Annotated in this window: 22 protein-coding genes and 1 pseudogene; 13 read left to right on the top strand and 10 right to left on the bottom strand. The window is 39.9% G+C overall.

What is annotated here, in order from left to right:
• The first annotated feature begins 235 nt into the window (after positions 1-235).
• From C9J46_RS00895 to C9J46_RS00885, 3 genes are read left to right on the top strand one after another with little or no spacing between them, the layout of a single operon-like run.
• Complete coding sequence (locus C9J46_RS00895) at positions 236-1,669, top strand: ABC-three component system protein (RefSeq protein WP_107290401.1); 1,434 nt, start codon at positions 236-238, stop codon at positions 1,667-1,669.
• A complete protein-coding gene (locus C9J46_RS00890; RefSeq protein ID WP_107290400.1) occupies positions 1,669-2,382 on the top strand; it encodes an ABC-three component system middle component 1 in 714 nt (237 codons plus the stop codon). The genes C9J46_RS00895 and C9J46_RS00890 overlap by 1 nt, the downstream gene beginning before the upstream one ends.
• On the top strand, positions 2,379-4,760 hold the full coding sequence (locus tag C9J46_RS00885) for an ATP-binding protein (protein ID WP_233217604.1): 2,382 nt from the start codon (positions 2,379-2,381) through the stop codon (positions 4,758-4,760). Before C9J46_RS00890 ends, C9J46_RS00885 begins: the two co-directional genes overlap by 4 nt.
• Before the next feature lie 221 nt (positions 4,761-4,981).
• Here C9J46_RS00885 and C9J46_RS00880 read toward each other — a convergent pair.
• The 10 genes and pseudogenes from C9J46_RS00880 to C9J46_RS00835 form a co-directional block, all read right to left on the bottom strand.
• Positions 4,982-5,314: pseudogene (locus C9J46_RS00880) on the bottom strand (peptidase T); the annotation flags it as partial.
• Between the two features lie 93 nt (positions 5,315-5,407).
• Positions 5,408-5,905, bottom strand: a complete 498-nt coding sequence (locus C9J46_RS00875; RefSeq protein WP_107205774.1) for a hypothetical protein — start codon at positions 5,903-5,905, stop codon at positions 5,408-5,410.
• A gap of 14 nt (positions 5,906-5,919) precedes the next feature.
• Positions 5,920-6,417 (bottom strand): copper chaperone PCu(A)C, encoded by a 498-nt coding sequence (locus tag C9J46_RS00870; protein WP_107205775.1) that lies wholly within the window; start codon positions 6,415-6,417, stop codon positions 5,920-5,922.
• A 17-nt stretch (positions 6,418-6,434) separates the two neighbouring features.
• Positions 6,435-7,055: an SCO family protein gene (locus tag C9J46_RS00865; RefSeq protein WP_107205776.1), complete on the bottom strand. Its 621-nt coding sequence runs from the start codon at positions 7,053-7,055 to the stop codon at positions 6,435-6,437.
• Complete coding sequence (cyoE, locus tag C9J46_RS00860) at positions 7,055-7,972, bottom strand: heme o synthase (protein ID WP_045082985.1); 918 nt, start codon at positions 7,970-7,972, stop codon at positions 7,055-7,057. The genes C9J46_RS00865 and cyoE overlap by 1 nt, the downstream gene beginning before the upstream one ends.
• A gap of 12 nt (positions 7,973-7,984) precedes the next feature.
• On the bottom strand, positions 7,985-8,323 hold the full coding sequence (gene cyoD, locus C9J46_RS00855) for a cytochrome o ubiquinol oxidase subunit IV (protein WP_005367198.1): 339 nt from the start codon (positions 8,321-8,323) through the stop codon (positions 7,985-7,987).
• Entirely contained in the window at positions 8,323-8,967 is a 645-nt protein-coding gene (gene cyoC, locus C9J46_RS00850) for a cytochrome o ubiquinol oxidase subunit III (protein WP_107205777.1), read from the bottom strand. The genes cyoD and cyoC overlap by 1 nt, the downstream gene beginning before the upstream one ends.
• A gap of 15 nt (positions 8,968-8,982) precedes the next feature.
• Positions 8,983-11,034 (bottom strand): cytochrome o ubiquinol oxidase subunit I, encoded by a 2,052-nt coding sequence (gene cyoB / locus C9J46_RS00845; RefSeq protein WP_199187009.1) that lies wholly within the window; start codon positions 11,032-11,034, stop codon positions 8,983-8,985.
• A 28-nt stretch (positions 11,035-11,062) separates the two neighbouring features.
• On the bottom strand, positions 11,063-11,950 hold the full coding sequence (cyoA, locus tag C9J46_RS00840; RefSeq protein WP_107205779.1) for a ubiquinol oxidase subunit II: 888 nt from the start codon (positions 11,948-11,950) through the stop codon (positions 11,063-11,065).
• 1,085 nt (positions 11,951-13,035) lie between these two features.
• A complete protein-coding gene (locus tag C9J46_RS00835; protein ID WP_005367205.1) occupies positions 13,036-13,539 on the bottom strand; it encodes a MarR family winged helix-turn-helix transcriptional regulator in 504 nt (167 codons plus the stop codon).
• Between the two features lie 310 nt (positions 13,540-13,849).
• Here C9J46_RS00835 and C9J46_RS00830 point away from each other — a divergent pair, with 310 nt between their 5' ends.
• The 10 genes from C9J46_RS00830 (at position 13,850) to uhpB (ending at position 26,354) form a co-directional block, all read left to right on the top strand.
• A complete protein-coding gene (locus C9J46_RS00830) occupies positions 13,850-15,103 on the top strand; it encodes an imelysin family protein (protein WP_107290399.1) in 1,254 nt (417 codons plus the stop codon).
• A gap of 95 nt (positions 15,104-15,198) precedes the next feature.
• The gene (locus tag C9J46_RS00825; protein WP_107290398.1) at positions 15,199-16,632 is read left to right on the top strand and encodes a di-heme oxidoredictase family protein; all 1,434 of its coding nucleotides are present in this window, start codon (positions 15,199-15,201) and stop codon (positions 16,630-16,632) included.
• 16 nt (positions 16,633-16,648) lie between these two features.
• Positions 16,649-17,758: an imelysin family protein gene (locus tag C9J46_RS00820; RefSeq protein ID WP_107290397.1), complete on the top strand. Its 1,110-nt coding sequence runs from the start codon at positions 16,649-16,651 to the stop codon at positions 17,756-17,758.
• Complete coding sequence (locus tag C9J46_RS00815; RefSeq protein ID WP_199187000.1) at positions 17,739-18,860, top strand: DUF1513 domain-containing protein; 1,122 nt, start codon at positions 17,739-17,741, stop codon at positions 18,858-18,860. The genes C9J46_RS00820 and C9J46_RS00815 overlap by 20 nt, the downstream gene beginning before the upstream one ends.
• Positions 18,861-19,068: 208 nt before the next feature.
• Positions 19,069-20,808 (top strand): murein L,D-transpeptidase, encoded by a 1,740-nt coding sequence (locus C9J46_RS00810; protein WP_107245414.1) that lies wholly within the window; start codon positions 19,069-19,071, stop codon positions 20,806-20,808.
• Positions 20,809-20,981: 173 nt separating this feature from the next.
• Complete coding sequence (locus tag C9J46_RS00805) at positions 20,982-21,530, top strand: YcbK family protein (protein ID WP_199188045.1); 549 nt, start codon at positions 20,982-20,984, stop codon at positions 21,528-21,530.
• 86 nt (positions 21,531-21,616) lie between these two features.
• On the top strand, positions 21,617-22,270 hold the full coding sequence (locus C9J46_RS00800; RefSeq protein ID WP_107205785.1) for an MBL fold metallo-hydrolase: 654 nt from the start codon (positions 21,617-21,619) through the stop codon (positions 22,268-22,270).
• Between the two features lie 349 nt (positions 22,271-22,619).
• On the top strand, positions 22,620-24,014 hold the full coding sequence (gene uhpT / locus C9J46_RS00795) for a hexose-6-phosphate:phosphate antiporter (RefSeq protein WP_107205787.1): 1,395 nt from the start codon (positions 22,620-22,622) through the stop codon (positions 24,012-24,014).
• Positions 24,015-24,174: 160 nt separating this feature from the next.
• Positions 24,175-24,783, top strand: coding sequence for a transcriptional regulator UhpA (gene uhpA, locus C9J46_RS00790; protein WP_107205932.1), 609 nt, complete (start codon positions 24,175-24,177; stop codon positions 24,781-24,783).
• A complete protein-coding gene (gene uhpB, locus C9J46_RS00785; protein WP_107290396.1) occupies positions 24,783-26,354 on the top strand; it encodes a signal transduction histidine-protein kinase/phosphatase UhpB in 1,572 nt (523 codons plus the stop codon). Before uhpA ends, uhpB begins: the two co-directional genes overlap by 1 nt.
• Positions 26,355-26,366: the final 12 nt, after the last annotated feature.

The raw sequence follows: 26,366 nt of genomic DNA, 5'->3' as shown, positions 1-26,366 counted from the left end.
ACTATTGATGGCTTATATTTAGTTTAAAGCTCATTGAGTTTAGATTTTATAAATTCATACAAATTATCAGTTAGTTAGCATAGACATTAAAGTGGGGGGAGTGACACAATGCGCTGCCTTTGTATTCATTTCTAGACATAAACAATATAGGTGTACATTTATTTATTGTTTTTGTTGGGGGGATTACTAAGAAATCTATTTGAAATTTTAATTATTGCTATTAGGGAGTTTCTTGATGGCCTTTGACGCGTCTCCTTCTTGGAGTGGTTTTAACTACCAAGGCAAAGTAGCACTTTACTATGCTTTAACGTTAATTAATGCAGACCCCGTAGGGACAGATTTTTCAGACCATGCTCTGATGCTGGAAGACAATGAAGATTTTGAAATATTGTGTAATGGAAACTCTGTCTCAGTCCATCAAGTTAAAGCGTATAACTCTAGCTCTTATGGTAAATATTCTGATGCTCTACTTGAAATAACTCTAGAACTGTATAAACAACCAAGAGTCATCGGAAAAATTCATACTTGGAAGAAAATTAATTCAAAATCAAATCTCCCAGATCTTGAAAATTCTATTAAGGATGATTTAAAGGTTCTTTTAGATCAATATAGAAACACAAATCCAAAGGATGGAAGTTCGATAATAGAAAAAGCGGTATCTACAGATAGGAATAAACCTAAGCAGGCAGCTATATTGAAGGCGGCCTTTCCGGGCTCTACTGCAGTTCAGTTATTTGAAATTTTAAATTCTATTTATAGAGGGCAGAACGACGCAATAAATAGGCTTGATAGCTATCTGTATGATGATGGTAATAGGTTTTGTGAGCTTGAGGAAATCAACGAAAAGATTAAGTCCGAAATTTCAATAGCATTGGAAGCTCACAATATTACATGTACAGCAGAACAGCTAGAGAAAACATTTCACTTCTTTTTAGGCATGATGGATAGATACATAATCCAACGCCATAAGACTAAGCAACAAGAAGAAAAAATATCAATAGCATTTAATGAAATTGTTAAAGCTCTTGAAAATGATCATGAAGATATTGGTGATGAATATCTGGCATATGAATTTAAAAATCAATTTGCCTATCAGATAGATGAATATATAAGTGATCCCGATGATTACACCTACCCAGAAGAAAACGTGCTTTGTAATCTAAAGGAAGCAAGTAAGTTTCTTTTAAACCTTAGCCCTATGGATTTATGGGCATATTATCGAAGCTTCTGTCCCCATATAGATCTAGCACATGACCATAACATGAAAAATGCTTTTGCAACGGATCTTCAAGGTATCCGATATGTACTTATAAGAATCCTTCATGAAATTAATTTTGGTCGAGCTTCACACAACGCATCCAAATATAATTTTAGTTATCGTGCAACGACACCACCATACAAGAGTTTCCTTCCTACAACCATTACCTCTACCGCTAGAGTTACACAAATAGAGAGAAAAATTACATCAAATCCTAATGTGTGTGAGACTTTGTTTGAGGTTGAAAATCTGATTTACAGTGGTTTAGAAGCCCATACATTTTGTCCAACTTCGATGGCCCATACGGATGCACCACTGGCTGAAGATGAAGATCCTCGAACTAAAAGAGACGATATTTTGAAACATATAACACTTGTGCCCATATCTACTGCAAAGGAAGCATTAAACTAATGATTAATATTATTAATAACATACTCTCCAGCAATGGATACAAACAAGTCGCACTCGTGCTACAACAAGATGTGGCAGACCTCTACTTATTTTGCCCACTAACCAATAGTAAGCGAGAAGAATATTTTGTCACGGTACAACTTCGCACGCAGTCTGATAGTAACGCACAACGTCTTCTGGAAAACCAAGTTCAGGACTGGTTCGAAGCAATCAGCCACTCGGGTAAAGTAGATCAAACCTTTGAAAAAAATTGCACACTGCTTCTCTGTCATGAAGAAGATAAAATTAGTAGACAAACAATACTGATGATTGAAGAGGATCAGTATAACTTTAAAAAAAATGTAATAGCTAGTTCTCAAGAGGAGGTGCAGGCTTTACAGAATTATATAACTCAAGAGCAAATCGAGAAGGTAACTGTTAATGCCATAAATAACATAATTAATGCAGAAAGTGGCAAAGGATTCCTTGATTTTAAAGAGAATAACAAGCTTCAAAAAGACCATTACTCACTAATTTTAAAGATCGCACTCAAATTACCTTTTATTACTTATATCCCTCAAGAGCAGCAACTTAGCAATCTTCTTAATGATATTGATATTTCGTTATCACCTGAATTAGCTTCAATCTACAACCAATTAACCAATTTGGATGTAAAGTGGACTGAAAGTGATTGCGTCCAGAATGTGGAAATGATCTGGGGGCGTTTAGTATGATTACCCTAAATAGAATCACCTTTAAGAATTTTAAAATATTTGGTGAAGAGCCATATACCATTAATTTTGAGAACTATCGCTTAGTTTTGCTTGATGGGCCTAATGGGTATGGAAAGACATCGGTATTTGATGGTATCGAGTTAGGGTTGACTGGAGAATTGACTCGTCTTATATCCTTGGATGGTCGTCAAAATCCCACAGATGTAGTTGTTGCGCATCAGGGAAAAGGACATGTTGAAATAGAACTAGAATTTAAAGACAGTGATTCCAAAGTAAAAATATTCAAAAGGAAGTTGAAAAAATCAGTACCTAACAGTTCTAAAAAAATTTCTAGATTTGCTGAACTTTGGGAGTTGTATGAGATAGTTGATGGACAACCAGTACCATCAAGTCAGTTAGCCTTGGATCAGTACCTAGATAGTAACGATTTTAAGCGAGACTTTCACTTATTCCATTATATACAGCAAGAAGATACGTCACGATTTCTAAAGGGCAACAGCGAGACACAGCGAGCTGAAAAGTTAGCACAACTTTTTGGTGATACTCGCGAGGCTGATGAAAAGCTCAGCAGGCTTATAGATATTCTTGGAAAAGTGAAGACGTCGGAAAAAACCAAAAGCAAAGAAATTGATACTATCAAGCAACTGTACAAAATTGATGAGAGTACAAAAAATATATCAACAGGAGCTTATGAGCCTCATGCTTATGCTCTTCCATGGTTGGCTGAAGCTAACAAAAGTCCTTTCTGGGACGATATTGAAATACCAGAGTTGAACCAAGAGAAACTTAACAGCTCTTTGGCAGAGATAATCAACATTAAAAACTTTCTTAAGCATCAACGTTATTTTCTTAGAAGTCGAAGCTTTGAAAACGCGATTCGTCAGAGGGAAGTACTTGAATCTTATGTAGGCTATTTCAATTCTATCAATGACCATGATTTACATGTCGCGCGAAGTCAAAAGTATCAAATCATTAAGAGTTTCGAAGTTATTATCAGAAGTGGCGATCCCAAAAAGATATCTACTGTTAAGAACATTGATACGATTTTACAAATATTGGGGCTTGAGGACGTCGATGCATTTAAATCGGCGCTACAATCTCTTATCGAGCAAGAAAGAAAAACAAACGGATTTAGCTCCATTTATTCGGAACTTATTAAACATCATAGTGCCATGTCCGCTGGACTTCAGAAGATACCAGATGAGTCTTCATGTTTGCTTTGTGGACAAGATTACCAGTCTCATGATTCGTTGTCTCAAGTAATATCTCAGCATGGAGAGCTACTCCGTTTAGAGTTGAAGGGACAAGATAAGCTTTTAGTTGCTTCTAGAGATTTTTTTAATAGCACATATATTTCTCCCTTAGTGAAAGCATGTACGGTTTATCTAGATCAAATATTACCTCCATCTCAGGAGGATCTTCTTGCGTTTTCTAGGGCGCTATCTATGACAGAGCGTTTTGGCAAACTTCGAGATTGGCTTCTGTCTGAAGGTATTCTGCATGATGATTTGTTAGCAACTAATTTTCCTGTAGAGGGAGGTAGAAATACTATTATTGAGGCTACAGATCATCTTTGCGAACGTATACGCTCTGCTATTGGTACAGCTCCTGAAAACTATTATGAGGCCAATGGTGAAAATATATTCGAACGAATATATAGGGATTATTTTAACAGCCAGAATGTGAAACTGGATCTGGTGAGTATTTCTCAACTAGATCAGAAAGAGGTATATATCAAGAGCCTTTATTTCAGCTCTTTGAAAGAAATATCAGAGAAATTTTCTAAGCTTGTAAGAGAACAAAAGTTATTGGAAAAAGCCATGATAGATTTGGGCTGTCTGATTAAAATTTTGCAAAGAAAGATTAAGCAGTACAGGAAGCAGCTAATTACCGATATCGAGATCCCTTTTTATATCTACTCCGGAAAAATCCTTCAATCCCATCAAGCAGGGCTTGGTCAGGGGATCTTCATCAAAGACCCTACAGGGGATGATGAGTTAAAAAATGTGCGGCTTGTTTCTAATTGGGAAAGTGATCATGATATTCTCAATACTATGAGTTCAGGGCAGATATCAGCAGTTGTTATCGCATTGACTCTAGCTTTGCATAAAGTATATGCCTCTAATTTTGGCAGTGTTTTGATCGACGATCCTGTTCAGACAATGGATGATATAAATATGTCTTCATTGGTTGAAGTATTGCGGAATGACTTCAAAGGGAAACAAGTAATTCTGTCTACGCATGAAGCTAAAGTTGCTAGATATTTTACTTATAAGTATTTGAAGCACAGTGAAAATGTTAAAATTGTCAATTTGATGCAACGAAAAGAACATATCCCGAGTAATAAGTTTCATTATAGAACTGTTACTGACAAATAATACAGTCTAGTGGTGCGCGAGGTCACTAAGTTAGAGTGATTGTTATGGACTGGCTGTATTCGTAGGGCTTGAGATAAGACATACTTTACTAATTAAGCAAAGTATGTAACTCAGAAATGTCCAAAAACAAGCTAACTCTAGCTTCAATAAAAAACCGATCATTCGATCGGTTTTTTTATTAATCAGAGGCTACTAAACGTCATAGCAATAAGTTTATTAGCTTATTGACAGTATCGCTCGCAGGTGATTTTGATTATCTCTGTTACAACAGAGCTGGCTGCATGTAGCGACTTTACTGGCAGATATTCATAAATAGAATGGAAGTTATGTGCCCCAGTGAAAAGGTTAGGGCAAGGTAAGCCTTTTTGTGACAACACTGCGCCATCATAGCCGCCTCGCATTGGGATCGCGTTCATCGCTATGTTATTGCGCGTGTAAGCTTCTTTGGCAATATCGATAGGGAACCTCGCTTCACCTTCTAAGCTATTTGCGACATTCTCGTAGCGGTTATCCAATTGAATCGTGATAGTTGATTCACCCCATAATGTGGCACAGCGAACGTTCATGCTTTGTAGCGTGACGAATAAAAAAATGCCCTGTACTTGAATAATCAAGAAACAGGGCATTGATATTGATTATGACTGTAGTTAGTTACTAATCACTTGTCGTGTTGTTACTAAGCAAAAGTTTGAGAACTGCTCGGTAAGAAACGCTTGTTTGCCTTTGATTTTTTTGCTCTTTAGCACATAGGTATGTTCATTCAGTTTCCCTTCGAAATCCCATTTGCTAAAAGCTTCATGGCGAGCGTCTGCACAAGACGTTTGCAAAATATAACTTTCAGTGACTGAAGTGTCACATCCACCTTCGATATTTTTCACACCATGAAAAGTCACATGGCTTTGACGATCACGATAAGTGGTTACAGCCAGTGCATTGAAAAGGTGCACATCATCAGACTTACTCACGTAAGGCAGCATTCGATGAGGATTATCTTTTAACGAGACTGTTGCCAAATCCCTTAGCTCAGAAGAGCAGGGGATAGCTTGGCTCTCAAGAATACTGTCCATTGATGTTTTCGCTTGAGCGATATTAAACAAGCTGGGTAACGCGAGTAGCGAACCTAGCACACAAGCAAATAACTTCATATTTATACTCCGAATCAATACTTGGTCATCGGCATAACAGTGAGTTGCACGTCAAACTTTTCACCGTTGTCAGCAACTAAAGTCACTTTGATTTCTTGGCCTGGCTTTAAAGCTTCTTTAACACCCATAAACATTAGGTGGTAATCTTTTGGCTTTAGCTCAATAGAACCATTTGCAGGGATCTCAAGAGCATCAACTTTACGCATCGCCATCTGACTATCACGCATAAACATACGATGGAACTCTGTGTGTTTTGCGATAGATGAGTTTGCCTCTACAAGGCGGATAGGCTCATCGGTATCGTTGGTGATCTTCATATAACCTGCGCTAACCTTTACCCCTGGAATAGTGGCTTTAGCACGAGCATTTTCAATCGTAAGGACGTCATTAACGGTTTGTACTTGATGGTATGTCTTCGTGTCAGCCACTGCAGTGTCATGGGCACTGTGGTCGTGTGCAGAAGCTTGGAATGCAACCAGTGCCAACGCGATCGATAATACGGTCTTTTTCATTATTTTCCCTATAAATTTTAGTTTTTAGCAAGCGCGTTGCTATGTGCACGGTCAATACCAGCAGCTAGTTCAATAGGTGTCGTTGTATGGCTCATTGCATCAACCAGCTTTCCTTCTGGGTTTATAATATAGAAACGAGAAGCGTGGTCTACGGTGTAGCTAAGTTCAGAAGACGCCATATCAACTAAATCAAAGTAAACACCATACTGTTCTGTTAAAGCGTCTATTTCTTCTTTTGTTCCTGTTAGCCCTTTAATGCGTTTATCAAAATACTTAGCAAACTTGTCAAGAGAATCAAGATCATCACGACCTGGATCGACACTGATAAAGATACCTTGTACGTTGGCATATTCTTCAGGTGGCAACATAGAAAAAGCTGTCGACATCACGCCCATAGAAGAAGGGCAGACTTCAGCACAGTTTAGGAATCCAAAGTAGAGAACGACAGTTTGTCCTTTAAATTGACCAAGGCTGACGGTGCCATCACGGCTATTTAGTTGAAATTCACCGCCAAGATCTTTCAGTGCTTTCTGTCTATCTCCAATCGGGGTTGTACTGTTAGTTATGTAAAGCGCGAAAATGCCAGCGAGGGCAAGTGCTCCAAGAAGGAGCACAATTTTTACAGGGTTTTTCGTCATTAACTTCGCTCCAGCAGAGTAGAAACTACTGTATTACTAGCTTGATAATTTTCTGATAGGTCTCCCGCTGAAAAGTCGAGAGAAATAAGTAAACAAAACACCATGATGTTAGCGATTGAGCAAAGTAACATCTGCTTGCCCCATTGCGCATCTGGCACTTTTTGGTAGCCCACTTTGGCAATATATAACCAGTGAAGACTGACTAAACCGACACCCAGTGCATACCAGCTACCCGCATAACCTAGGTAGTTAAGTGCTAAAGCAGCAACAGCAAAGGCAATAATGTAAGCGATGATGTGTAAACGAGCACGTGCGATACCCACTTCTACAGGTAGAACGGGAATAGATGCTGCTTTGTAATCATCAAATCGGTAAATGGCAATGGCATAGGAATGCGGAAGTTGCCAGATACAGAAAGTAATGAATAAGATTGCAGCGCCTGCATCAAAGTGACCTGTTACTGCGCAATAACCGATAACCGGAGGACATGCGCCTGAAAGTCCGCCTATCAATGTGCCGTAAACGGATTTACGCTTGTAATAAAGGCTATATAAACCGACATAAACAACGAACCCGAGCACACCAAATTGCAATGCAACCGTTGTTGTAAATTGACTTAGTATATAAAAGCCAGATAAACCTAATACCGTAGCCCAGATAAGCGCATGAGATACAGGTATAACATTTTTAACGAGCTCTCGTTCACAGGTGCGTTTCATTAAGCGATCGATATCTTTATCGATCACGTTGTTGAAAACACAGCCAGACGCAACGATTAGGCTAGTACCCATACAAACAGCAAGTAGTAATAGCCAATCGATATTGCCTTGAGAAGCGAGAAGCACACCACCGATGGCGGCAACTAAGTTGCCGCCGATAATACCGGGTTTGGTGATTTTTAGATAAGGTCTATACATCCTGTAACCCTATTAGTGACCCATCAGCATGTTGTGATTTAGGTGTTCCATAATCCACAACGAACCGATGAGGATAATTGCGACAATTACCACAACAAAAACAGCGGAGGAGGTATTCCACATCTGCTTTGATGAGGTGTTCATATGTAAAAAGTAAACAAGTTGAACAAAAATTTGCGCGACGGCGAAAACCATGATTACGCCGATAATTAGCGGCTTAGAACCGATTCCAGCCATCACCATAACAAAAGGTACTACAGTTAGAATGATGGATAGAATCAAGCCATTTAAATACTCTTTTACACTACCGTGAGCCTGTCCACCTTGGCCGTGCTCAGATGAATTAGCCATTACAATACCCCCATCAAGTAAACAACGCTGAATACACAGATCCAAATAACATCTAGGAAGTGCCAGAATAAGCTCAGGCAAGCTAGACGCGTCTTATTATCTTCAGAAAAACCATCACGCTTGAAGTGGACGAATAGAACAATCATCCAAATCAGGCCAGCAAAGACGTGAAGGCCGTGCGTTGCAACAAGTGCATAAAAAGATGACCAGTATGCACTGCTGTGGAAAGTGGCACCTTCATTACTGAAATGCCAGAACTCATAAAGTTCCATTACTAAGAAAGACAGACCAAGCGCAAAGGTAATGCCCAACCACTTGAGCATACCTTTCATGTCTTCTTTGTTCGCCTTAAGCATTGCCATGCCAAAAGTGAAACTACTTAGAAGAAGTAGGGCAGTTTCACCAGCAACGAAAGTTAAGTTGAACAGTTCAGTTGGCTCAATTTGTCCAGCAAAGCTGTTTGAGAAAACGGCAAACACTGCGAAAAGCGTACCGAATAATAAACAGTCACTAAGGATATAAATCCAGAAACCAAAGACTGTATCGCCTGCGTAATCATGATGGTCATGATCGTCGTGATCATGACCGCCATGTGACTGAGCAGCGACGTTTGGTTCAAATGTATGTTTAACTTCTGTAGTCATAATTGCTGTCAGTCCCTATGCCGTAACAGGTTTTAGGTCAGACGAATCATCTTCATCCTGATCTTCGTCTTTGTTTTCTTCGCTTGTCGAACCTTGTTCGCCATAAACACGTGCTAGATGTGCACGCTCAATTGCTTCAACTTCAGCAACTTCAACGTAGTAGTCTTTGTTGCGCTCAAAGCTGTATGCAATCCATGACGCCAAAATACCAACACCGCTAGCGATTACCATCCACCAGATGTGCCATACAAAAGCAAAACCGAGTGTTAATGCAAATGCGCTGATCACAACACCTGCCCAAGTATTCTTCGGCATATGAATGCGCTTGTAACGTTCAGGCGCTTTGTACGCTAAACCGTTCTCTTTTGCATAGTGGTGCTCATCACGGTCGTGAATCTTAGGGAGAACTGCGAAGTTGTAGAACGCTGGTGGCGAAGAGGTTGCCCACTCAAGCGTACGTCCATCCCATGGGTCACCAGTAAGATCAAGGTTTTGCTTACGGTCACGAATACTTACGTAAACTTGGTAGAACTGAGTCGCAATAGCCGATGCAATGATGAATACACCAAATGCAGAGATCCAAAGTAGTGGTGCCCATTCAGGATTATCAGCAACATTTAGACGACGTGTCATACCGCTGAAACCTAGAACGTAAATTGGCATGAAGGTTACAAAGAAACCGATAGTCCAAAGAAGACAAGAAAGCTTGCCTAGTTTTTCGTCTAGCTTGAAACCCGTTGCTTTCGGGAACCAGTAAGTGAAACCTGCAAAGTAACCGAATAGCGCACCACCGATAATTACGTTATGGAAGTGAGCGATAACGAACAAGCTGTTGTGCAGTACGAAGTTCGCTGCTGGAACTGCAAGCATTACACCTGTCATACCACCAATTGTGAAGGTAATTAGGAATGCAATTGTCCACCACATGCTCGCTGAAAACTCAACGCGACCTTTGTACATAGTAAACAGCCAGTTGAATATCTTAACCCCGGTTGGAATAGAGATAATCATCGTAGCAATACCAAAGAAGGCGTTAACACTTGCCCCTGCACCCATGGTGAAGAAGTGGTGTAGCCATACCACGAATGACAGAATCATGATAACGGCTGTTGCCCACACAAGTGAGACATAGCCGAATAGACGCTTACGTGAGAATGTCGCTGTGATTTCTGAGAAGATACCAAAAGCAGGTAAAATCAGAATGTATACTTCAGGGTGACCCCATGCCCAGATAAGGTTAACGTACATCATTACGTTACCGCCCATATCTGTGGTGAAGAAATGGGTGCCAATGTAACGGTCAAGTGTTAATAGCGTTAACGTTACTGTCAGAATTGGGAAAGCCAAAACAATCAGTGCGTTCGCACATAGCGATGTCCATGTAAACACAGGCATTTGCATCAGTTTCATACCTGGTGCACGCATGCGAATAATGGTTACAACGAAGTTAACACCGGTCAGTAGGGTACCGATACCAGAGATCTGTAGCGCCCAAAGCCAGTAGTCGACACCTACCCAAGGACTGTATTCCATACCAGATAATGGTGGGTAAGCAAGCCAACCTGTTGCAGCGAATTCACCGATAAACAGAGACATGTTAATCAGAATTGCACCAACAACAAATAGCCAGAAGCTCAAAGAGTTCAAGAATGGGAAGGCTACGTCACGTGCACCAATTTGAAGTGGAACGATGATGTTCATCAGGCCAACCACGAATGGCATGGCAACGAAGAAAATCATGATTACACCATGGGCACTAAAGACTTGGTCGTAGTGCTCTGGAGGTAAATAACCCGTTCCATTGATGGTTGCTGCTGCTTGCTGGGTTCGCATCATGAAGGCGTCAGCAAAACCACGGAAAAGCATCACTGCCGCAACAATGATGTACATGATACCGATTTTCTTATGGTCGACGGAAGTAAACCACTGTTCCCATAAATACTTCCACTTACCGTAGTAAGTGATTGCAGCCACAAGTGCTAGTCCACCCAAAAGAGCGCCTAGCATAACAGGTAATATGACTGGGTCTGTAAATGGAATTACATCCCAATTTAGTTTGCCGAAGATAGGATCCGGATCGGCGTAGACATCGCCTTTATAAGCCATTTTGGACTCCCGCGTGTTTTTCAATGATATCTTTGAATCGAAGAGGATCGACAGAAGCAAAATAAGTCACAGGGTGAGCTGTTTTAATTTGCTCTTTAGCATTGGCTGTCAGTACGTCGTAACTACTGTCGTTCAATACTTTGTCGGATGTTTTTACTTTTTGAACCCATTGGTCAAAGTCGGCATTGTCTACAGCGTGTGCTTTGAACTTCATGTTGGTAAAACCAAAGCCGCTATAGTTCGCAGAAATGCCACGATAAACGCCTTCTTCTTCTGCCATTAGGTGAAGTCTATTTTCCATCCCAGCCATCGCGTACACCTGGCTACCAAGTTGTGGGATGAAGAATGAATTCATCGTGGTATCAGATGTAACTAAGAATCTCACTGGGCGGTTTACAGGAAGCGCGATTTCATTAACCGTTGCTATTTGCTGTTCAGGGTAGATAAACAGCCATTTCCAGTTCATTGCAACAACTTGGATAGTCAACGGTTTTTCTTCAGACGCAATCTCTTTACGCGGGTCGAGAGAATATGAGGTTTGATAAGTGATCCAACCTAGCGCAAGAATGATTAAACAAGGAACGGCCCACACAATCACTTCGATTTTTGTGGAGTGCTCCCAATTTGGTTTGTATTCCGCATCTTTATTACTGTGACGGTATTTATAAGGGAAATACACGGACATCAGCAAAACAGGGACTATAATTATCGCCATCAAAAGTACTGATGTAATGATCAGTGTAGACTGGGCTTGGCCAATCGAACCTTTTGAATCGAATAGAACCATGTTACTGCTAGTAAATAGAAACGTTAAAAGTGCTACTGATAATATTGCAAGGATCGTTATCCCAACTTTCCTGCTACGTGTTATCTTCATTTTTCCTCCCTGACCTTGTACTACTTTCATTTAATCCAGTAATGAAAATCAGAAGACTGCTTTAAAAGAATTGTCAAATATTTATTATTGATTTGTAATTATTTAACGTGTAAACAAAATTTAGAAATTTGTTATGCGTTATAGATATTAACCGTGTCTGATTTCCTTCTTTTGTTCATAAGGTTTATGACTGCAATTTAATGGCAAAAGAAAGCAATGTAAAACACATGTTGTATTTTGTTGCAAAATGATGATGTTCGTTGCAAATTTTCACTGATTTCGTACAAAAAAACAATGGTGTTGTGTTCAAATTTTAATGAATGTGTACATACATAGCTTAATGATTCGAGTGACTAATATAGGGACTTTTATGTAACTTAAGAATTTTGCTTGCATTCTCTTTGGTTATGATTTTCTTAATATTTTATGTTTTAAAGTACGATATGGATCATTTTTGTGAGTCACTTTGTTCCTGATGTTTTTATGATTTTCTAACCCAAAATGCTTGGGTGATTGAGATCTCATTTTTTTTATTGCTAATTTAAGTTTTGTTACCAAATCGAAACATTAAAGATGGGGGTTAGTTTGTTTTAACTTTCTATGTTTTTTTCTTGATTATTGGCTGATTGCACTCTTTAGCTTTAGATAGGTTAGGACTGTCAATGACGATAGAATTGAGAACGAATGTTGAATCCAGCAAAATTTATCGATATTCAGAAATGAGTAAAAGGCGTGAATCATGGGTATCAGTTAAGACACACCAACATCGATTGAACCGCAATCAATGATTAGAATGAATCAAGAGACACTTTATATGGCGGGTGTTCTGATGTTGTTGCTGGAGTACAGATACCCTCCTAGAAATGAAGGATCGGTATGTTTCGCTAGTGGTGGTTTATGAGCTAAACAGAGAAAATTTAGCGAGTGATTATGCCGCTTTCATGGTTCGGATCTATCAAGCTAACCTGATAGTATAGATGGACGGTGGACGTTTCCAAACACTGTAAAAACATCCAAGTAAGAGAAAGTAAAAAACCGATCAGTTGATCGGTTTTTATATTTTAAATCAATATGATATCTGCGAGTTATTCTTCTAATTCGCTTTTGGTTTTTTCTTGCTGAGTAATGCTACCTACTTCAAGTAGAGGAGCGACATCTAGGTGCTCGGCATTCATCATGGTTGAAATACGCTGTACTGATGACAGTAACAGTGATTGTTCCCAATCGTCCAATTCTTGGTATTGAGAAATAAAGCTATCTTGTAACGGCAATGGCGCTTTTTCAAGTAGCGCTAAGCCATCTTCGGTAAGGTGAGCATGCACTTTTCGCTTGTCTAATTGGCTACGCTGACGTACCACTAAACCGCGTTTTTCTAGTCGATCAAGGATGGTCGTAGCCGTTGCTTGGCTCATATTAGTATTATTAGAAAGCTGACGAATAGTTACTTCTTCACCTGATGCTTTAATCGCTCGCATCAAAACTAATTGAGGCCCTGTCAATCCTGCGTTTTTGTTCAATTTTCTTGAATGCAGATCGATAGCGCGAATAATTTGTCGAAGAGCAATCAGTACTTCTTCGTGCTTGTCCATGTAAATCTCCAAATCTTACAGCGGCATATTACGTGTTGAGATTTATCACTGCGGTAATAAATCTCAATGTTGCAATATGTATGATTACGCTAGCTATAGCAAAGATTATACGTGAAAAACATCGAGATAATCGTTATATCTGTTCGAGTTATGGTTTTTTTAAAAAATTAAATGCAAATTATTATCATTAAATGCGGCTGATGTGTTTCAAAATGTTACCAATCTGATATTATTGTAAATAATAACAATTATCAATTAGATTTCTATTCTTGATTTTATTAAGAAACGCTCTAACAAGGAAGGCGCTTTAATGAACAAAACATTGACTCACACTCTGATTGCAGCAGCGATTTTTACGTTGCCTACCGTGACACTAGCGGCAACCAAGCAAGAGGTGGTGACGCATTATGCTGATCTTGCACACAGTGTTTATAGTGATGCATTAACGACCGCAAAAGATTTAGATAAAGCGATTGCTGCTCTTGTTGCTAATCCTTCTGAAAAAACACTTTCAGCAGCACGTACCGCATGGAAAGCTTCTCGCGTTCCTTACCAACAATCTGAAGTATTCCGTTTTGGCAACGGTATTGTTGATGATTGGGAAGGACAATTAAATGCATGGCCGTTAGATGAAGGTTTAATTGACTACGTAGCGAATGATTACCAACACGAGCTTGGTAATGAAGGTGCAAAAGCGAATATCGTAGCAAGCAAAACCCTGAATGTGGGTAATAAAGAGATTGATGTTACTAAGATCACGCCTGAATTGATTGCTGGGTTAAATGAATTAGGCGGTTCTGAAGCAAATGTGGCTTCTGGTTATCACGCGATTGAGTTCTTATTATGGGGACAAGATCTTAACGGTACTAAGAGTGGCGCTGGCGATCGTAAATTTACAGATTTTGTAAAAGGCGAAGCGTGTACTAACGGTAACTGTGATCGCCGTGCTGATTATTTAACGGCTTCTTCTCAACTGTTGATTAACGATCTGCAATGGATGGAAAAGCAGTGGTCAGCAACAGATGCGAAGAACTACCGTAGTGAACTACTAGCAGAATCAGCAGATAACGGTTTGCGTAAAATGCTATTTGGTATGGGCTCTCTTTCATTAGGTGAGCTTGCTGGTGAGCGTATGAAGGTGGCATTAGAAGCCAATTCAACGGAAGACGAGCACGATTGTTTTTCAGATAACACCCATAACTCGCATTACTACAATGAGCAAGGTATCTATAACGTTTACACGGGTACTTACACCCGTACTAATGGTGAAGTGTTAACAGGTCCAAGTATTAATGACCTAGTGGCAGCGAAAGATAAGAAAGCCGCGGCTGAAATTAAAGCTGAATTTGATAAAACTCGCGCTCAACTCCGAACACTGGTTGATTCAGCTGAAAAAGATAACCAACACTTTGATCAACTTATTGCTACAGATAATAAAGCCGGCCATGCGTTGGTGAATAAATCTATTATGGCGTTAGTGCAGCAAACGGCTGAAATTGAAAAAGCGGCAAGTATTATTGGGGTAAGTAACCTAAATCCTGATACAGCAGATCATCAGTTCTAAACGACTTACTGCTCAACAAAAATATAAAGAATAAGTCGCCAGCAGTTAGGGCGACTTTATTCGTATTTTAATAATAAGAATCTATGAGTGTGAGTATGAAGTATTTAGCAACGATATTGATGTCGTTAGGGTTACTGCCTGTTATCGCGTCGGCAGAATCATCTCTTCCTGATACAAAACCAAAGTATACCCAAGAGCAACTGGCAAAAATTAAATCTGGCGGTGATACCACCACGCCAAAAACAGGTGCCAATGCCTTTTCTTTGCCTTCAAGTAATTTGCCAATGTCTAAGCGATTAGATTTCAGTGTTGGTAACAGTTTTTTTCGTAATCCTTGGGTACAAGCCCCTGCAACAACCGATGCCCGTGATGGTTTAGGGCCGTTATTTAATACCAACGGTTGTCAGAATTGCCACATTAAGGATGGGCGCGGTCATCCACCTGAAAAAGGCGATATTAATGCTGTCTCTATGCTGGTGCGTTTAAGTATTCCAGCACTAACAGATGCCCAGAAAAAACAGTTGATTAAAACTGGCACAATTCCAGAGCCGACTTATGGCGGCCAATTACAAGATTTTGCCTTGCCTGAAGCTAAACCAGAAGGGCAAATAGCATTAACCTACACTGATGTACCTGTGACGTTTTCTGACGGTGAGGTGATAACCCTACGTAAGCCTAATTTAACTATTACGGATCTCAATTATGGCCCAATGGTGGAAGATGTAATGCTGTCTGCACGTATTGCGCCACCAATGATCGGATTGGGTTTGTTGGAGCATATCCCAGAGGCGACATTGAAGTCTTTTGTTACTGCACAAGCCGATGAAGGCAGAGGCGTAAGCGGAAAATTAAACCAAGTGTGGGATGTGCAAGCGAATAAAACGGTGATTGGACGCTTTGGTTGGAAAGCGGGGCAACCCACTTTAATGCAACAAAATGCTGCTGCGTTTAATGGTGATTTAGGCTTAACCAGTGCGTTATTTGAACAAGAAAACTGTAGCGATAAACAGTCAATTTGCCAAGAACTGCCTAATGGCGGAAAACATGAAGTCACAGACAAAGTGCTCAAGTTTGTTGAATTTTATTCGCAGCATTTAGCGGTACCTGCGCGTCGAAATATTACTGATCCTCAAGTTATGAAAGGCGAAAAGTTGTTTGCTGATATTGGCTGTGAAAGTTGTCACCGCACGAATATTAAAACGGCTACTGTCCCTGATCTTCCAGCGTTATCTGAACAAACTATCAACCCTTACACCGATTTATTGCTACACGATATGGGTGAAGGGTTAGCAGATAATCGTCCTGAGTTTTTAGCGAATGGGCAAGAGTGGCGGACCCCGCCGTTATGGGGATTAGGTTATACCGAGGAAGTGAACGGACATACTAACTTTTTACATGATGGGCGTGCACGAACGGTTATGGAAGCGGTGTTATGGCATGGCGGTGAAGCGCAAATAAGCCGCGATAAAGTGTTGCAACTGCCGTTATCTGATCGCCAAGCATTAGTCGCGTTTTTAAATTCACTGTAAAAGGAGCGGTATTGTAATGAAGAAGTATACAAGCCAATCTCAGATTATTCTTACCGTTTGTACAGTGGCGTTAAGTATTATGACCACAGGCTGTAGTGACGATAGTACTGATGATAGTACTGACGTTTCACAATCAGAGCCTAAATCAACGCCACTGATTGAAAATGTAAAACCTACGGAGACGTTAGGTTTTAATCTTACGCCTGTTTATGAACTGTCATTGGATGCCGCAACAAAGTATCAGCAATCGACCCGTTTACTGCATGCTAGTGTGAATCATATTTGTACTCAGTACAGTGATGCATCTGTAAAAGCGGCGCAAGAGGCATGGTTAACAACCATGCAAAACTGGATGGCATTACAAGGCCGAGAAAAAGGTAGTGAAGAAGCTTTAGCGTTAAGCTGGCAAGTGCAATTTTGGCCTGACAAAAAGAACACCACAGGTAGAAAGCTTAAACAGTTATTACAGTCAGAAAAAACATTTAGTAGCCAAGACATTGCTGATCAAAGTGTGGTTGTGCAAGGTTTAGGTGCTGCTGAGTGGTTTTTATTTCAAGAGCAAAAGCAGTTATCTCAGGCTAATTATTGTCAGTTAGCCGATGCAATAACAGGGCATATGGTACAAACCGCTACAGCTTTAGTCTCAGAGTGGAAACATAACCCATGGCAAACATTACCACCGCCATTAGCCTTGGGTGAATATTTAGGCGCACTCAATAACCAGCTTGATTACACCCTTAAAAAACTGACGCGTCCAATGGGTAAACCGGGTAAGCCAAAACCCTATCAAGCGGAAGCGTGGCGTTCACAAACATCAATGGTGAGTTTAAAAGCGAGTGTTGAAGCATTACACCAGTTATATTTAGCCAATGGTAAAGGTCTACATGCTTTATTGATTAATGAAGGACATGAGATCACCGCAAATCGTATTAATCAGCGCTTTGAACTGTTGTTAGCCGATTGGCCTCAAGAAAAGAGCATGGGAGCATTACTCAAAACAAAAGCTGGATACCGTGAATTAATTAATGTGTTTAATGGGCTGGAATATATTCAGTTAGCGTTACACGATGATGTTGCGGCAGAGCTAGGTATTGTGATGGGGTTTAATGCAACCGATGGCGACTAATTTATCGAGGCGTAAATTATTACGTTATGCGCTTTCATCAGCGAGTGCTTTACCGTTTATGTCGTTAACAGGCTGTGATGCCAGCGCGAGACATGGTGTTTCAGTACAATCACACAGTCAGCCCAAACTGATTGGTTGTAGTCGAACCGCAGCAGGGAAATTTGCAGCTATTGTGGCTGATTTATCAGGAAATCCACTGCTGAAAATTATGCTACCTGCACGAGGTCATGGTATTGCGTTGCAACGTAATGGCTCATTAACCGCGGTGTTTTCTCGCCGTCCTGGGCAATATGTTCAAGTGTTTGATCATAAATCAGGTACAGAGTGGGGCTTACGAGCAGCAGATCCTAATCGTTACTTTTACGGCCACGGTGTTTTTTCTGATGATGGTCAGTATTTGTATACAACGGAAGGAGAATCCGCAACCAGTCGCGGTATTATTGGGGTCTATGAGGTTAGGCAAGGTTTACCTAAAGTGGCTGAGTTTAGCGATTTTGGTATTGGTCCTCATGAGGTGATTTGGGCTGATAATAATACCTTAGCGGTGGGGGTTGGAGGGGTGCATACCCAAGGAAGAACACCGTTAAACCTTGATTCAATGCAGCCTGCATTAGTGTATGTAGATAAGCGCCGAGGTGAGATTGTTGATCAAGCTGAACTTGCAGATAAGCGTCTTAGTATTCGCCACCTTAGCTTAATGGATAATGGCGGTATAGCTTGCGGTCAACAGTATCGTGGTGAGCCTGAACAGGCCGCACCGCTGGTGGCAACCCATCAACGGGGTCAGGCATTGCATTCTTTATTGGCGGAAGATGAACAATGGTTGAGGTTTAATCATTACATTGCCAGTATTGGTTCGATTGATGGCTATTTATTAGCAACCTCACCAAGAGGGAATTGTTACGGTATTTGGGATCAATCAACGCGAGAGTTAGTTGAGGTGAAGCCTTTGGTTGATGCTTCTGGCGTTGCAATGCTAGATAACCATTGGGTTGTTGGCTCAGGCGCAGGGAAAATACTCAGTATTGATACCCATTTTAAAAAGACGTCAAAACAAAGTGCGATTATGTGGGATAACCATTGGGCACTGTCTGCTGTCTAATCACGGTATTTTCTACGGTTTAATTATAAATGCTGTTTCTTCTTATTAAGAAACAGCATTGTTTTTTGCAATATGCAAACATTATTGCTATTAATTCCCCGTTTCCTTTCTATTCTTGTAGATATATTTAACTTTAACTAAATTGCGTCTACATTTAATTCTCTAAATACTATTATTAGTAATAGCGAAGTAGTGCTTGGGGACTTCTATGACTATTTGTAAGTATTGGTATTTCACCTCTGTATTATGCTTATTTTCTATTAATCTTGCAGCTTCATCTGATTTATCATCTCACTCTACAACAGAAAATAAAACGCTTGAAATAAAAGATAAGCAAATTATTACGTCTGAATTAATACATTCATCAGGTGAAGAAATATTTAGCAATAATCATACCGTTAGTCAGCAATATCAAATAGCGAAAGGCTGGGTAACAGATATTGCTAATAATGTACAAGGTATTCAGTATCTTGATAAATTGGCTGAGTTGTATTTTACGATTGGATATAGTCAAGTGTGGCAAGATCAAATTGCTATGGCTGAATTTGAAGATCAACTTTATTTATTGTCATTAACAAAAGTTTCTCCTGATTTAACCCGTCGTTATCATAATTTAAAACGTTATCGAAAGAGTGATGATTGGCGCTATTACGATGTGCTGGCAACTGATACATTATTTGCATATATGGGTTTTATTGAAGCGGTACAGAAAAAAGGAAACTTATGGTTATTTGGTGATATACCTCCCACAATACTGCCATTACCTTCTGATGGGTTTATAGACAAATTATTAACAAGCCATGAACAACAACGTTTACGTAACTTTATTGCTAGGTTAAAACCATTCGATAATGAATATACAGAGCTTGTTACTGCGTTAAATAAACTTAACGAGATAAAAGATACTCGATGGCCTGTCTTTTTATTTAAAGGCAATATTCACCCAGGACAGTATGTTAACAATATTGAGGGTGTTGTCACTGTGCTGGAAACATTAGGCGATATGACGGCATTAGAAGCGAAGAAAGTACGTACTCAAAAAAGAAAATATTTAACAGGCCCTGTTTTGCTCGCAGTAAAGCGTTTTCAACAGCGACACGGTTTAAAGAGTGATGGCGTAATAGGCGCCCACACCCAGCAATGGTTAGCATTAAATATCAAAGAGCGTATTCGGCTATTGGCACTAAATGCACAACGTATGCGATTATGGTCGGTCAAGCCAGACACTGGCATTGTGGTGAATATTCCCAGTTATCATATGGACTTATGGCTTGGCGGTGAAAGGGTACTGGGAAGTAAAGTCATTGTTGGACGCCCATCAAGACAAACGCCTATGATTGATTCTGATATTCAATCGGTTGTCTTTAATCCCTATTGGAATGTCCCACATTCTATTATGAAAAAAGATATTATGCCGAAGGTGAGAATAAATCGAAATTACTTGTCTAGCAATAATTATGAAGTGCTAAAAGGATGGGAGAATGCACAAAAAATAGCTATTAATTCAATTCCATATTATTTGTTATCACCGAATCGTTTTCCCTATCGTTTAAGACAAAAGCCAGGAAAGAAAAACGCATTAGGAGTATTTAAATTTAATTTCCCGAATAGCCAAGCTATTTATTTACATGATACCGCTTCGCGATTTTTATTTGAAAAGCATGACCGTGCATTAAGTTCTGGTTGTATTCGAGTTGAACAGGCAAAAAATTTAGCAAAGATACTATTAGAATATTCAGGAAGTAGTGAAGAACGTTTTAATCATTTATCTGAAAGTAAAAAAACGCGCACGATAGTGTTAGGTGATAGTAAAAATGTACCTGTAGATTTAATTTATCAGACTGCGTGGGTCGATGAGTTAGGCTTAGTGAATTATCGTAGTGACATATATCAGTATGACCGCGATCAAGGAAATAATAGTTCGTTAATTTCTGCTTACAATTACTGAACTAGATAACCCCATGAAAATAAATAGTAGTTCTTTCGCCATTAAAAATATGTGACATGGCTCTTTGACTACTTTATTAATGATGGATATCGTGCTGGAAAAAGCGGGTGGTATACGCCTTGCATTATTCCAATAAATAGCACGTTTTTTTATCATGAGTTGGTATGTCAGAAATTAATATTAATCGCCGTAAATTCCTTGCTCTCGGCGGAGCGGTTGTCGGTTCTTGTTTATTACCTAATATAGCAATTGCCAGCCCATTTAAAGCTTCCGATCCTCGTGATCTATTGATTCGTAATCTTCATACAGGTGAAGAGTTAGAAACAAAGTATTTTAATGGAAAAACGTATGTCGGCTCTGCGGTAAGACAAATTGATCATCTGTGTCGTGATTTTAGGCAAAATGAAGTGGCTCGCATTGATCGTCGTTTATATGATGCAATCTCACAAATTCAGACATATTTAGGCCATGAAGGCTATGCTCAACTTATTTCGGGCTATCGTTCGCCAAAAACCAACAAAATGTTGGCAAAACGCAGCGGTGGCGTGGCGAAAAAGAGTTATCACATGAAGGCACAAGCTATCGATTTTAATCTTGAAGGTGTTCCATTATCAAAAGTTCGCCAAGCGGCAATGGATCTGAAAATTGGTGGTGTGGGTTATTACCCTGGAAGCCAGTTTGTGCATATTGACACAGGTCCGGTACGTAACTGGCGCGGTTAATTAGATGCTATAAATCGTCGCTATATTTTTATAAATAATCGTGGCATTCTTTCGGCTTATGTTTATGGCTAGGATGTTAAGCGAGTATGAGTCTTAAGTATCAAATTGTTCCTGTTACACCGTTTCAGCAAAATTGCTCAATTATTTGGTGTGATGAAACAAACCAAGCGGCGATTGTTGATCCTGGTGGTGACATTGAACAATTAACCAAGGTGGTTGACGAACTAGGGTTAACGGTTACTCAACTTATTTTAACCCATGGTCACCTTGATCATGTTGGAGGTACAGCGCCTTTATCTCAGTCTTTAAATGTGCCGGTTATTGGCCCACATAAAGATGATGAGTTTTGGCTACAAGGCCTACCGCGTCAAAGTGAAATGTTTGGCTTTCCGATGACGGAAGCATTTGAGCCAACGCAATGGTTAAACGATGGTGATGAAATTCATGTCGGTAATCAAACTTTGCAAGTTCTCCATACCCCAGGACATACACCTGGACATGTGATTTTATTTAGCAATGACGCTAATGTTGCATTTGTTGGCGATGTGCTATTTAAAGGGGGAATTGGTCGAACTGATTTTCCTCGTGGTGATCATCCAACATTGATCAACGCGATTAAAACTAAGCTGTGGCCATTAGGTGATGATGTGACTTTTGTACCGGGTCATGGTCCATTATCGACATTTGGTCATGAGCGAGCAACAAACCCATTTGTTGCTGATGAAATGCCATTATATTAATGCGATTTTCTATTCTATAAAGTGAGGCGATAGCCTCACTTTCTTCTATTTGCGACCTCTCTTCAGTTTGCGCTCCGTCACATTTTTACGTCAATTTCACCTGAATTAGGAATTATTCCTAGTTATTTTAGGTCGCCTTCTCATGCCTCAACGGTTAGGCATCGATAAAATCCTCGGCAATGATCATCTATCCATTTTTATTGGTATATCCCAATTTAATCACACGTTTTTGAATGATGGTGATCCCTGCACTGTGAATGTTAATGGTAATAACAGTACTCCGATTGGGCGTATTGATCATAAAAACATCCATAGCATCGATTTTTCAGTGACTATCTGAGGATTTCACATGTTAAAACTGCTTACACAGGTAAGAAAACCAACGCTTGATTTACCTTTAGCTGTTCGTAAGAAAATGTGGCTTGCGCCATTCTTACGTTCATACCTCGTAGTATTTGTTAGCTACATGGTAATGTATTTCATCCGTAAGAATTTCAATATTGCGCAAAACGACCTGATCTCTGATTACGGTATGAGTATGACGCAACTAGGTACCATTGGTCTTGGTTTCTCTATTACTTATGGCATCGGTAAAACAGCATTAAACTACTGGTGTGATGGTAAAAACTCGAAAAATATTTTGCCATTGGGCTTATTATTGTCTGGTTTATGTATGCTGGGCTTTGGTTTAGTCATGGGGCCATCAATGGGCTCGTTTTACATGATGATTGGCCTGTATGCATTATCGGGTTTATTCCAAAGTGTGGGTGGCTCTAACTCGTACTCCACTATTTCAAAATGGACCAGTAAAAAGAACCGCGGTACGTTCCTTGGTATGTGGAATATTTCGCACAACATCGGTGGTGCGGGTGCCGCAGGTGTTGCACTATTTGGTGCAAACTACTTCTTTAATGGTAATGTTGCGGGTATGTTTATCGTACCGTCAATTATTGCAATTGTTGTTGCGTTAATTGGTTTTAGCATGGGTAACGACAGCCCTGAATCTTATGGTTTAGGTACCGCTGAGGAGCTATTTGAAGAGCCAATTTCTGAAGAAGATAAAGCGGTTAACGAAAACCAGATGAGCAAGCTGGAAATCTTCAAAACCTATGTGCTGTACAACAAGGTTATTTGGCTACTATGTTTTGCTAATGTATTTCTTTACGTGGTACGCATTGGTATCGACCAGTGGTCAACGGTATACGGTTACGAAATACTTGGCTTTGATAAAGAAACCGCTATTTCTGGTTTCACCATGTTCGAAACGGGCGCATTGATCGGCACATGTTTATGGGGTTTCTTCTCTGACTTAATCAATGGTCGTCGTGGCTTAGTTGCGTGTATTGCTCTTATTGGTGTGATTGCAACATTAGGTTTCTACCAACATGCGGATACAATTTTTGCTTACAGAGCATCATTATTTGCACTTGGTTTCTTAGTCTTTGGTCCACAGCTTCTTATTGGTGTTGCGGCAGTTGGCTTTGTTCCTAAGCAAGGTATCGCGGTTGCCGATGGTATTAAAGGTACGTTTGCTTACCTAATCGGTGATAGCTTTGCGAAATTAGGTTTAGGTATGATCGCTGATGGTACGCCTATTTTCGGTCAAACAGGTTGGGCGGGTACATTCGTTGCGCTAGATACGGCTGCGGTCATTTGTTGTGTGATCATGGCAATTGTTGCTGTCCTTGAAGAGCGTAAGATTTACCGTGAAAAGAAAGAAAACCAGCAATTAGCAACTAACTAATTAGCAGCTAATGTTTTAGAAAAGCGCTTTGATCACCAAAGCGCTTTTTTGTATCCATGTATTTATGAATGCCAATAGGGAATAAATCTCAAGTAAAGCACTTGCTCACAGTAATATGAAAGGGTAGTTTATGGCGTTTTTCTCTATAGGTATTCAGGTAATGATCAAAATTGCTTTGGTTGATGACCACGTTATTGTGCGTTCTGGCTTTGCTCAGCTATTAGCTTTAGAGCCTGATATGGAGGTTGTTGGACAGTTCAGCTCTGCTGCAGAAGCGCGAGTAGGTTTACCTGGTTTAGATGCTACGGTATGTATTTTAGATATTTCTATGCCTAACGAAAGTGGTTTAACGTTACTTGAAGATCTTCCATCAGGTATTGCCAGTATTATGCTGAGTGTTCATGACTCTGCAACGGTAGTAGAAAAAGCATTAAGTTTCGGCGCTAAAGGTTTTTTAAGTAAACGTTGTAGCCCTGATGAATTAGTTCAAGCAGTGAGAACAGCAGCGCAAGGCGGTTGTTATTTAACTCCTGATATCGCGATTAATTTAGTCTCACCTAATTGTAATAAACAAGCATTAGGAACATTGACGAAACGTGAGCATCAAATTAGTGAATTACTCGCAACAGGGCTTGATGTTAAAGCCGTCGCGGTAAAATTGGGTTTAAGCCATAAAACGGTACATGTTCATCGTGCGAATGCGATGGATAAATTGGACGTAAAAAATAACGTTGAGCTTGCTAAGTTCTTTAGCGGGGATGTTATCTAGTGCGTAGCTTTAGCCTAACATCACTTTGTGTTTGGTTATTTGTTTGCTGTAGTTGGTTCTGCTTATGGGGTATTTCATACTACTTCATTATGGATCCTATTCTCGCAACGGTGTTTTTTCCTTTTGCACTTAGGCTTGGTTTAACTCTTCATAGCTCTAAAAAGTATTGGCTTGCTATCTATAGTGCAGAATGGAGCGGATTACTATTACTGGCATTATCTTTGCCGCAATATAGTTGGCTGGCTTTATTTATTGCCAGTATGTTATCGATACCTGTCACCTTACTTGCGCGGCGTTACTATAAAGGTGTGCAGTGGCGGTTACTTACTGTTATGGCTATAGCGATAACAACATTAGCACTGATCAATATGCTGGTATTGAATGGGGTGCACTTGTTTGACCTTTTCAATACTCGCCGACTCGGTTTTATTTTCCTTATTAGTATGACGAGCGGCTTAATGTTGGTACCGAGCTGTTATTTGATTTGGAATTATTTGTTTCAAAAGGAGTGGATACCATTAACAGTCGATGTGGTTTCTCGTCCGGTTGAATTTCGTAGCCAGCATCTGTTCTTTTTCTGCCTATTATTCATTGCCAACATCTTATTGCAGGTGCATTTACCTGAGCAATTGAGTTTGTTTGCGCCATTTTGTTTGGCAATTCCGATTATAGTATTAGCGTTTCGTTATGGTTGGGAAGGGGCATTACTGGGCACCTTACTTAATAGTATTGCTTTAATTGCTGTTCGTAGTGAAGTGAGTTCAATTGAAACCGTTGATTTGTTGTTGTCGTTATCAGCACAAAGTATCACCGGGATCTTGCTGGGGATTGGGATCCAACATCAGCGAGATTTAAATAAAAAACTGTCGAAACAATTAAAACGCAATTATTCCTTATCACGTCAGTTGGTTACGGCTGAAGAGTCTGTAAGACAAAATATCGCGCGAGAATTACATGACGAAATTGGACAAAATATTACCGCAATACGCACTCAAGCCAGTATTTTAAAACGTGTCGAAACATCACAGGCTGGTGAATCTTGTGCCTCTTCGATAGAGCAATTATCGCTAAATATTTATGACACAACAAAAGGCTTATTGTCGCAATTACGACCAAAAACACTGGATGATTTAGGCTTAAAAGCAGCGATTGAACAAGTGATCAGAGATTTACACTTTGAAGCACAAGAGGTTGATGTCGCAATGTCTTATCCAAAAGGTATTGATGATGTGATGTCAGATATGCTGCAAATCACGCTGTTTCGTGTCGCACAAGAAGCACTTAATAATATTGCAAAATATGCAAAGGCAACGGAAGTGCTGATCACATTGTCGGTTGATGACAATATCACGATGGAAATAGAAGATAACGGCGTGGGTTTTAAAACCAGTGATACATTGAAAGGCTTTGGTTTACGTGGGATGAAAGAGCGTATTGAAGCATTAGGCGGTCAGTGTGTTATTACCAGTCATACTCAGCCAAAAGCTGAATTACAGATGTACTATGACCATCCGCCTTTAGCTGGGACTAACATTCGTGTTGTACTGCCACAGCTTAGCTCTCTCTCATAGGTTTAGAACCTT

This window comes from Photobacterium sp. GB-36, assembly GCF_003026135.1.
Classification (GTDB): domain Bacteria; phylum Pseudomonadota; class Gammaproteobacteria; order Enterobacterales; family Vibrionaceae; genus Photobacterium.
The sequence above is the reverse complement of the archived record's forward strand: the minus strand, read 5'-3'. Positions and strand labels throughout refer to the sequence as shown.

Bases quoted from the DNA above. Each gene is read 5' to 3' on its own strand.
- C9J46_RS00895 (WP_107290401.1), top strand. From the start codon at position 236: ATGGCCTTTGACGCGTCTCCTTCTTGGAGTGGTTTTAACTACCAAGGC.
- C9J46_RS00890 (WP_107290400.1), top strand. From the start codon at position 1,669: ATGATTAATATTATTAATAACATACTCTCCAGCAATGGATACAAACAA.
- C9J46_RS00885 (WP_233217604.1), top strand. From the start codon at position 2,379: ATGATTACCCTAAATAGAATCACCTTTAAGAATTTTAAAATATTTGGT.
- C9J46_RS00875 (WP_107205774.1), bottom strand. From the start codon at position 5,905: ATGAAGTTATTTGCTTGTGTGCTAGGTTCGCTACTCGCGTTACCCAGC.
- C9J46_RS00870 (WP_107205775.1), bottom strand. From the start codon at position 6,417: ATGAAAAAGACCGTATTATCGATCGCGTTGGCACTGGTTGCATTCCAA.
- C9J46_RS00865 (WP_107205776.1), bottom strand. From the start codon at position 7,055: ATGACGAAAAACCCTGTAAAAATTGTGCTCCTTCTTGGAGCACTTGCC.
- cyoE (WP_045082985.1), bottom strand. From the start codon at position 7,972: ATGTATAGACCTTATCTAAAAATCACCAAACCCGGTATTATCGGCGGC.
- cyoD (WP_005367198.1), bottom strand. From the start codon at position 8,323: ATGGCTAATTCATCTGAGCACGGCCAAGGTGGACAGGCTCACGGTAGT.
- cyoC (WP_107205777.1), bottom strand. From the start codon at position 8,967: ATGACTACAGAAGTTAAACATACATTTGAACCAAACGTCGCTGCTCAG.
- cyoA (WP_107205779.1), bottom strand. From the start codon at position 11,950: ATGAAGATAACACGTAGCAGGAAAGTTGGGATAACGATCCTTGCAATA.
- C9J46_RS00835 (WP_005367205.1), bottom strand. From the start codon at position 13,539: ATGGACAAGCACGAAGAAGTACTGATTGCTCTTCGACAAATTATTCGC.
- C9J46_RS00830 (WP_107290399.1), top strand. From the start codon at position 13,850: ATGAACAAAACATTGACTCACACTCTGATTGCAGCAGCGATTTTTACG.
- C9J46_RS00825 (WP_107290398.1), top strand. From the start codon at position 15,199: ATGAAGTATTTAGCAACGATATTGATGTCGTTAGGGTTACTGCCTGTT.
- C9J46_RS00820 (WP_107290397.1), top strand. From the start codon at position 16,649: ATGAAGAAGTATACAAGCCAATCTCAGATTATTCTTACCGTTTGTACA.
- C9J46_RS00815 (WP_199187000.1), top strand. From the start codon at position 17,739: ATGCAACCGATGGCGACTAATTTATCGAGGCGTAAATTATTACGTTAT.
- C9J46_RS00810 (WP_107245414.1), top strand. From the start codon at position 19,069: ATGACTATTTGTAAGTATTGGTATTTCACCTCTGTATTATGCTTATTT.
- C9J46_RS00800 (WP_107205785.1), top strand. From the start codon at position 21,617: ATGAGTCTTAAGTATCAAATTGTTCCTGTTACACCGTTTCAGCAAAAT.
- uhpT (WP_107205787.1), top strand. From the start codon at position 22,620: ATGTTAAAACTGCTTACACAGGTAAGAAAACCAACGCTTGATTTACCT.
- uhpA (WP_107205932.1), top strand. From the start codon at position 24,175: ATGATCAAAATTGCTTTGGTTGATGACCACGTTATTGTGCGTTCTGGC.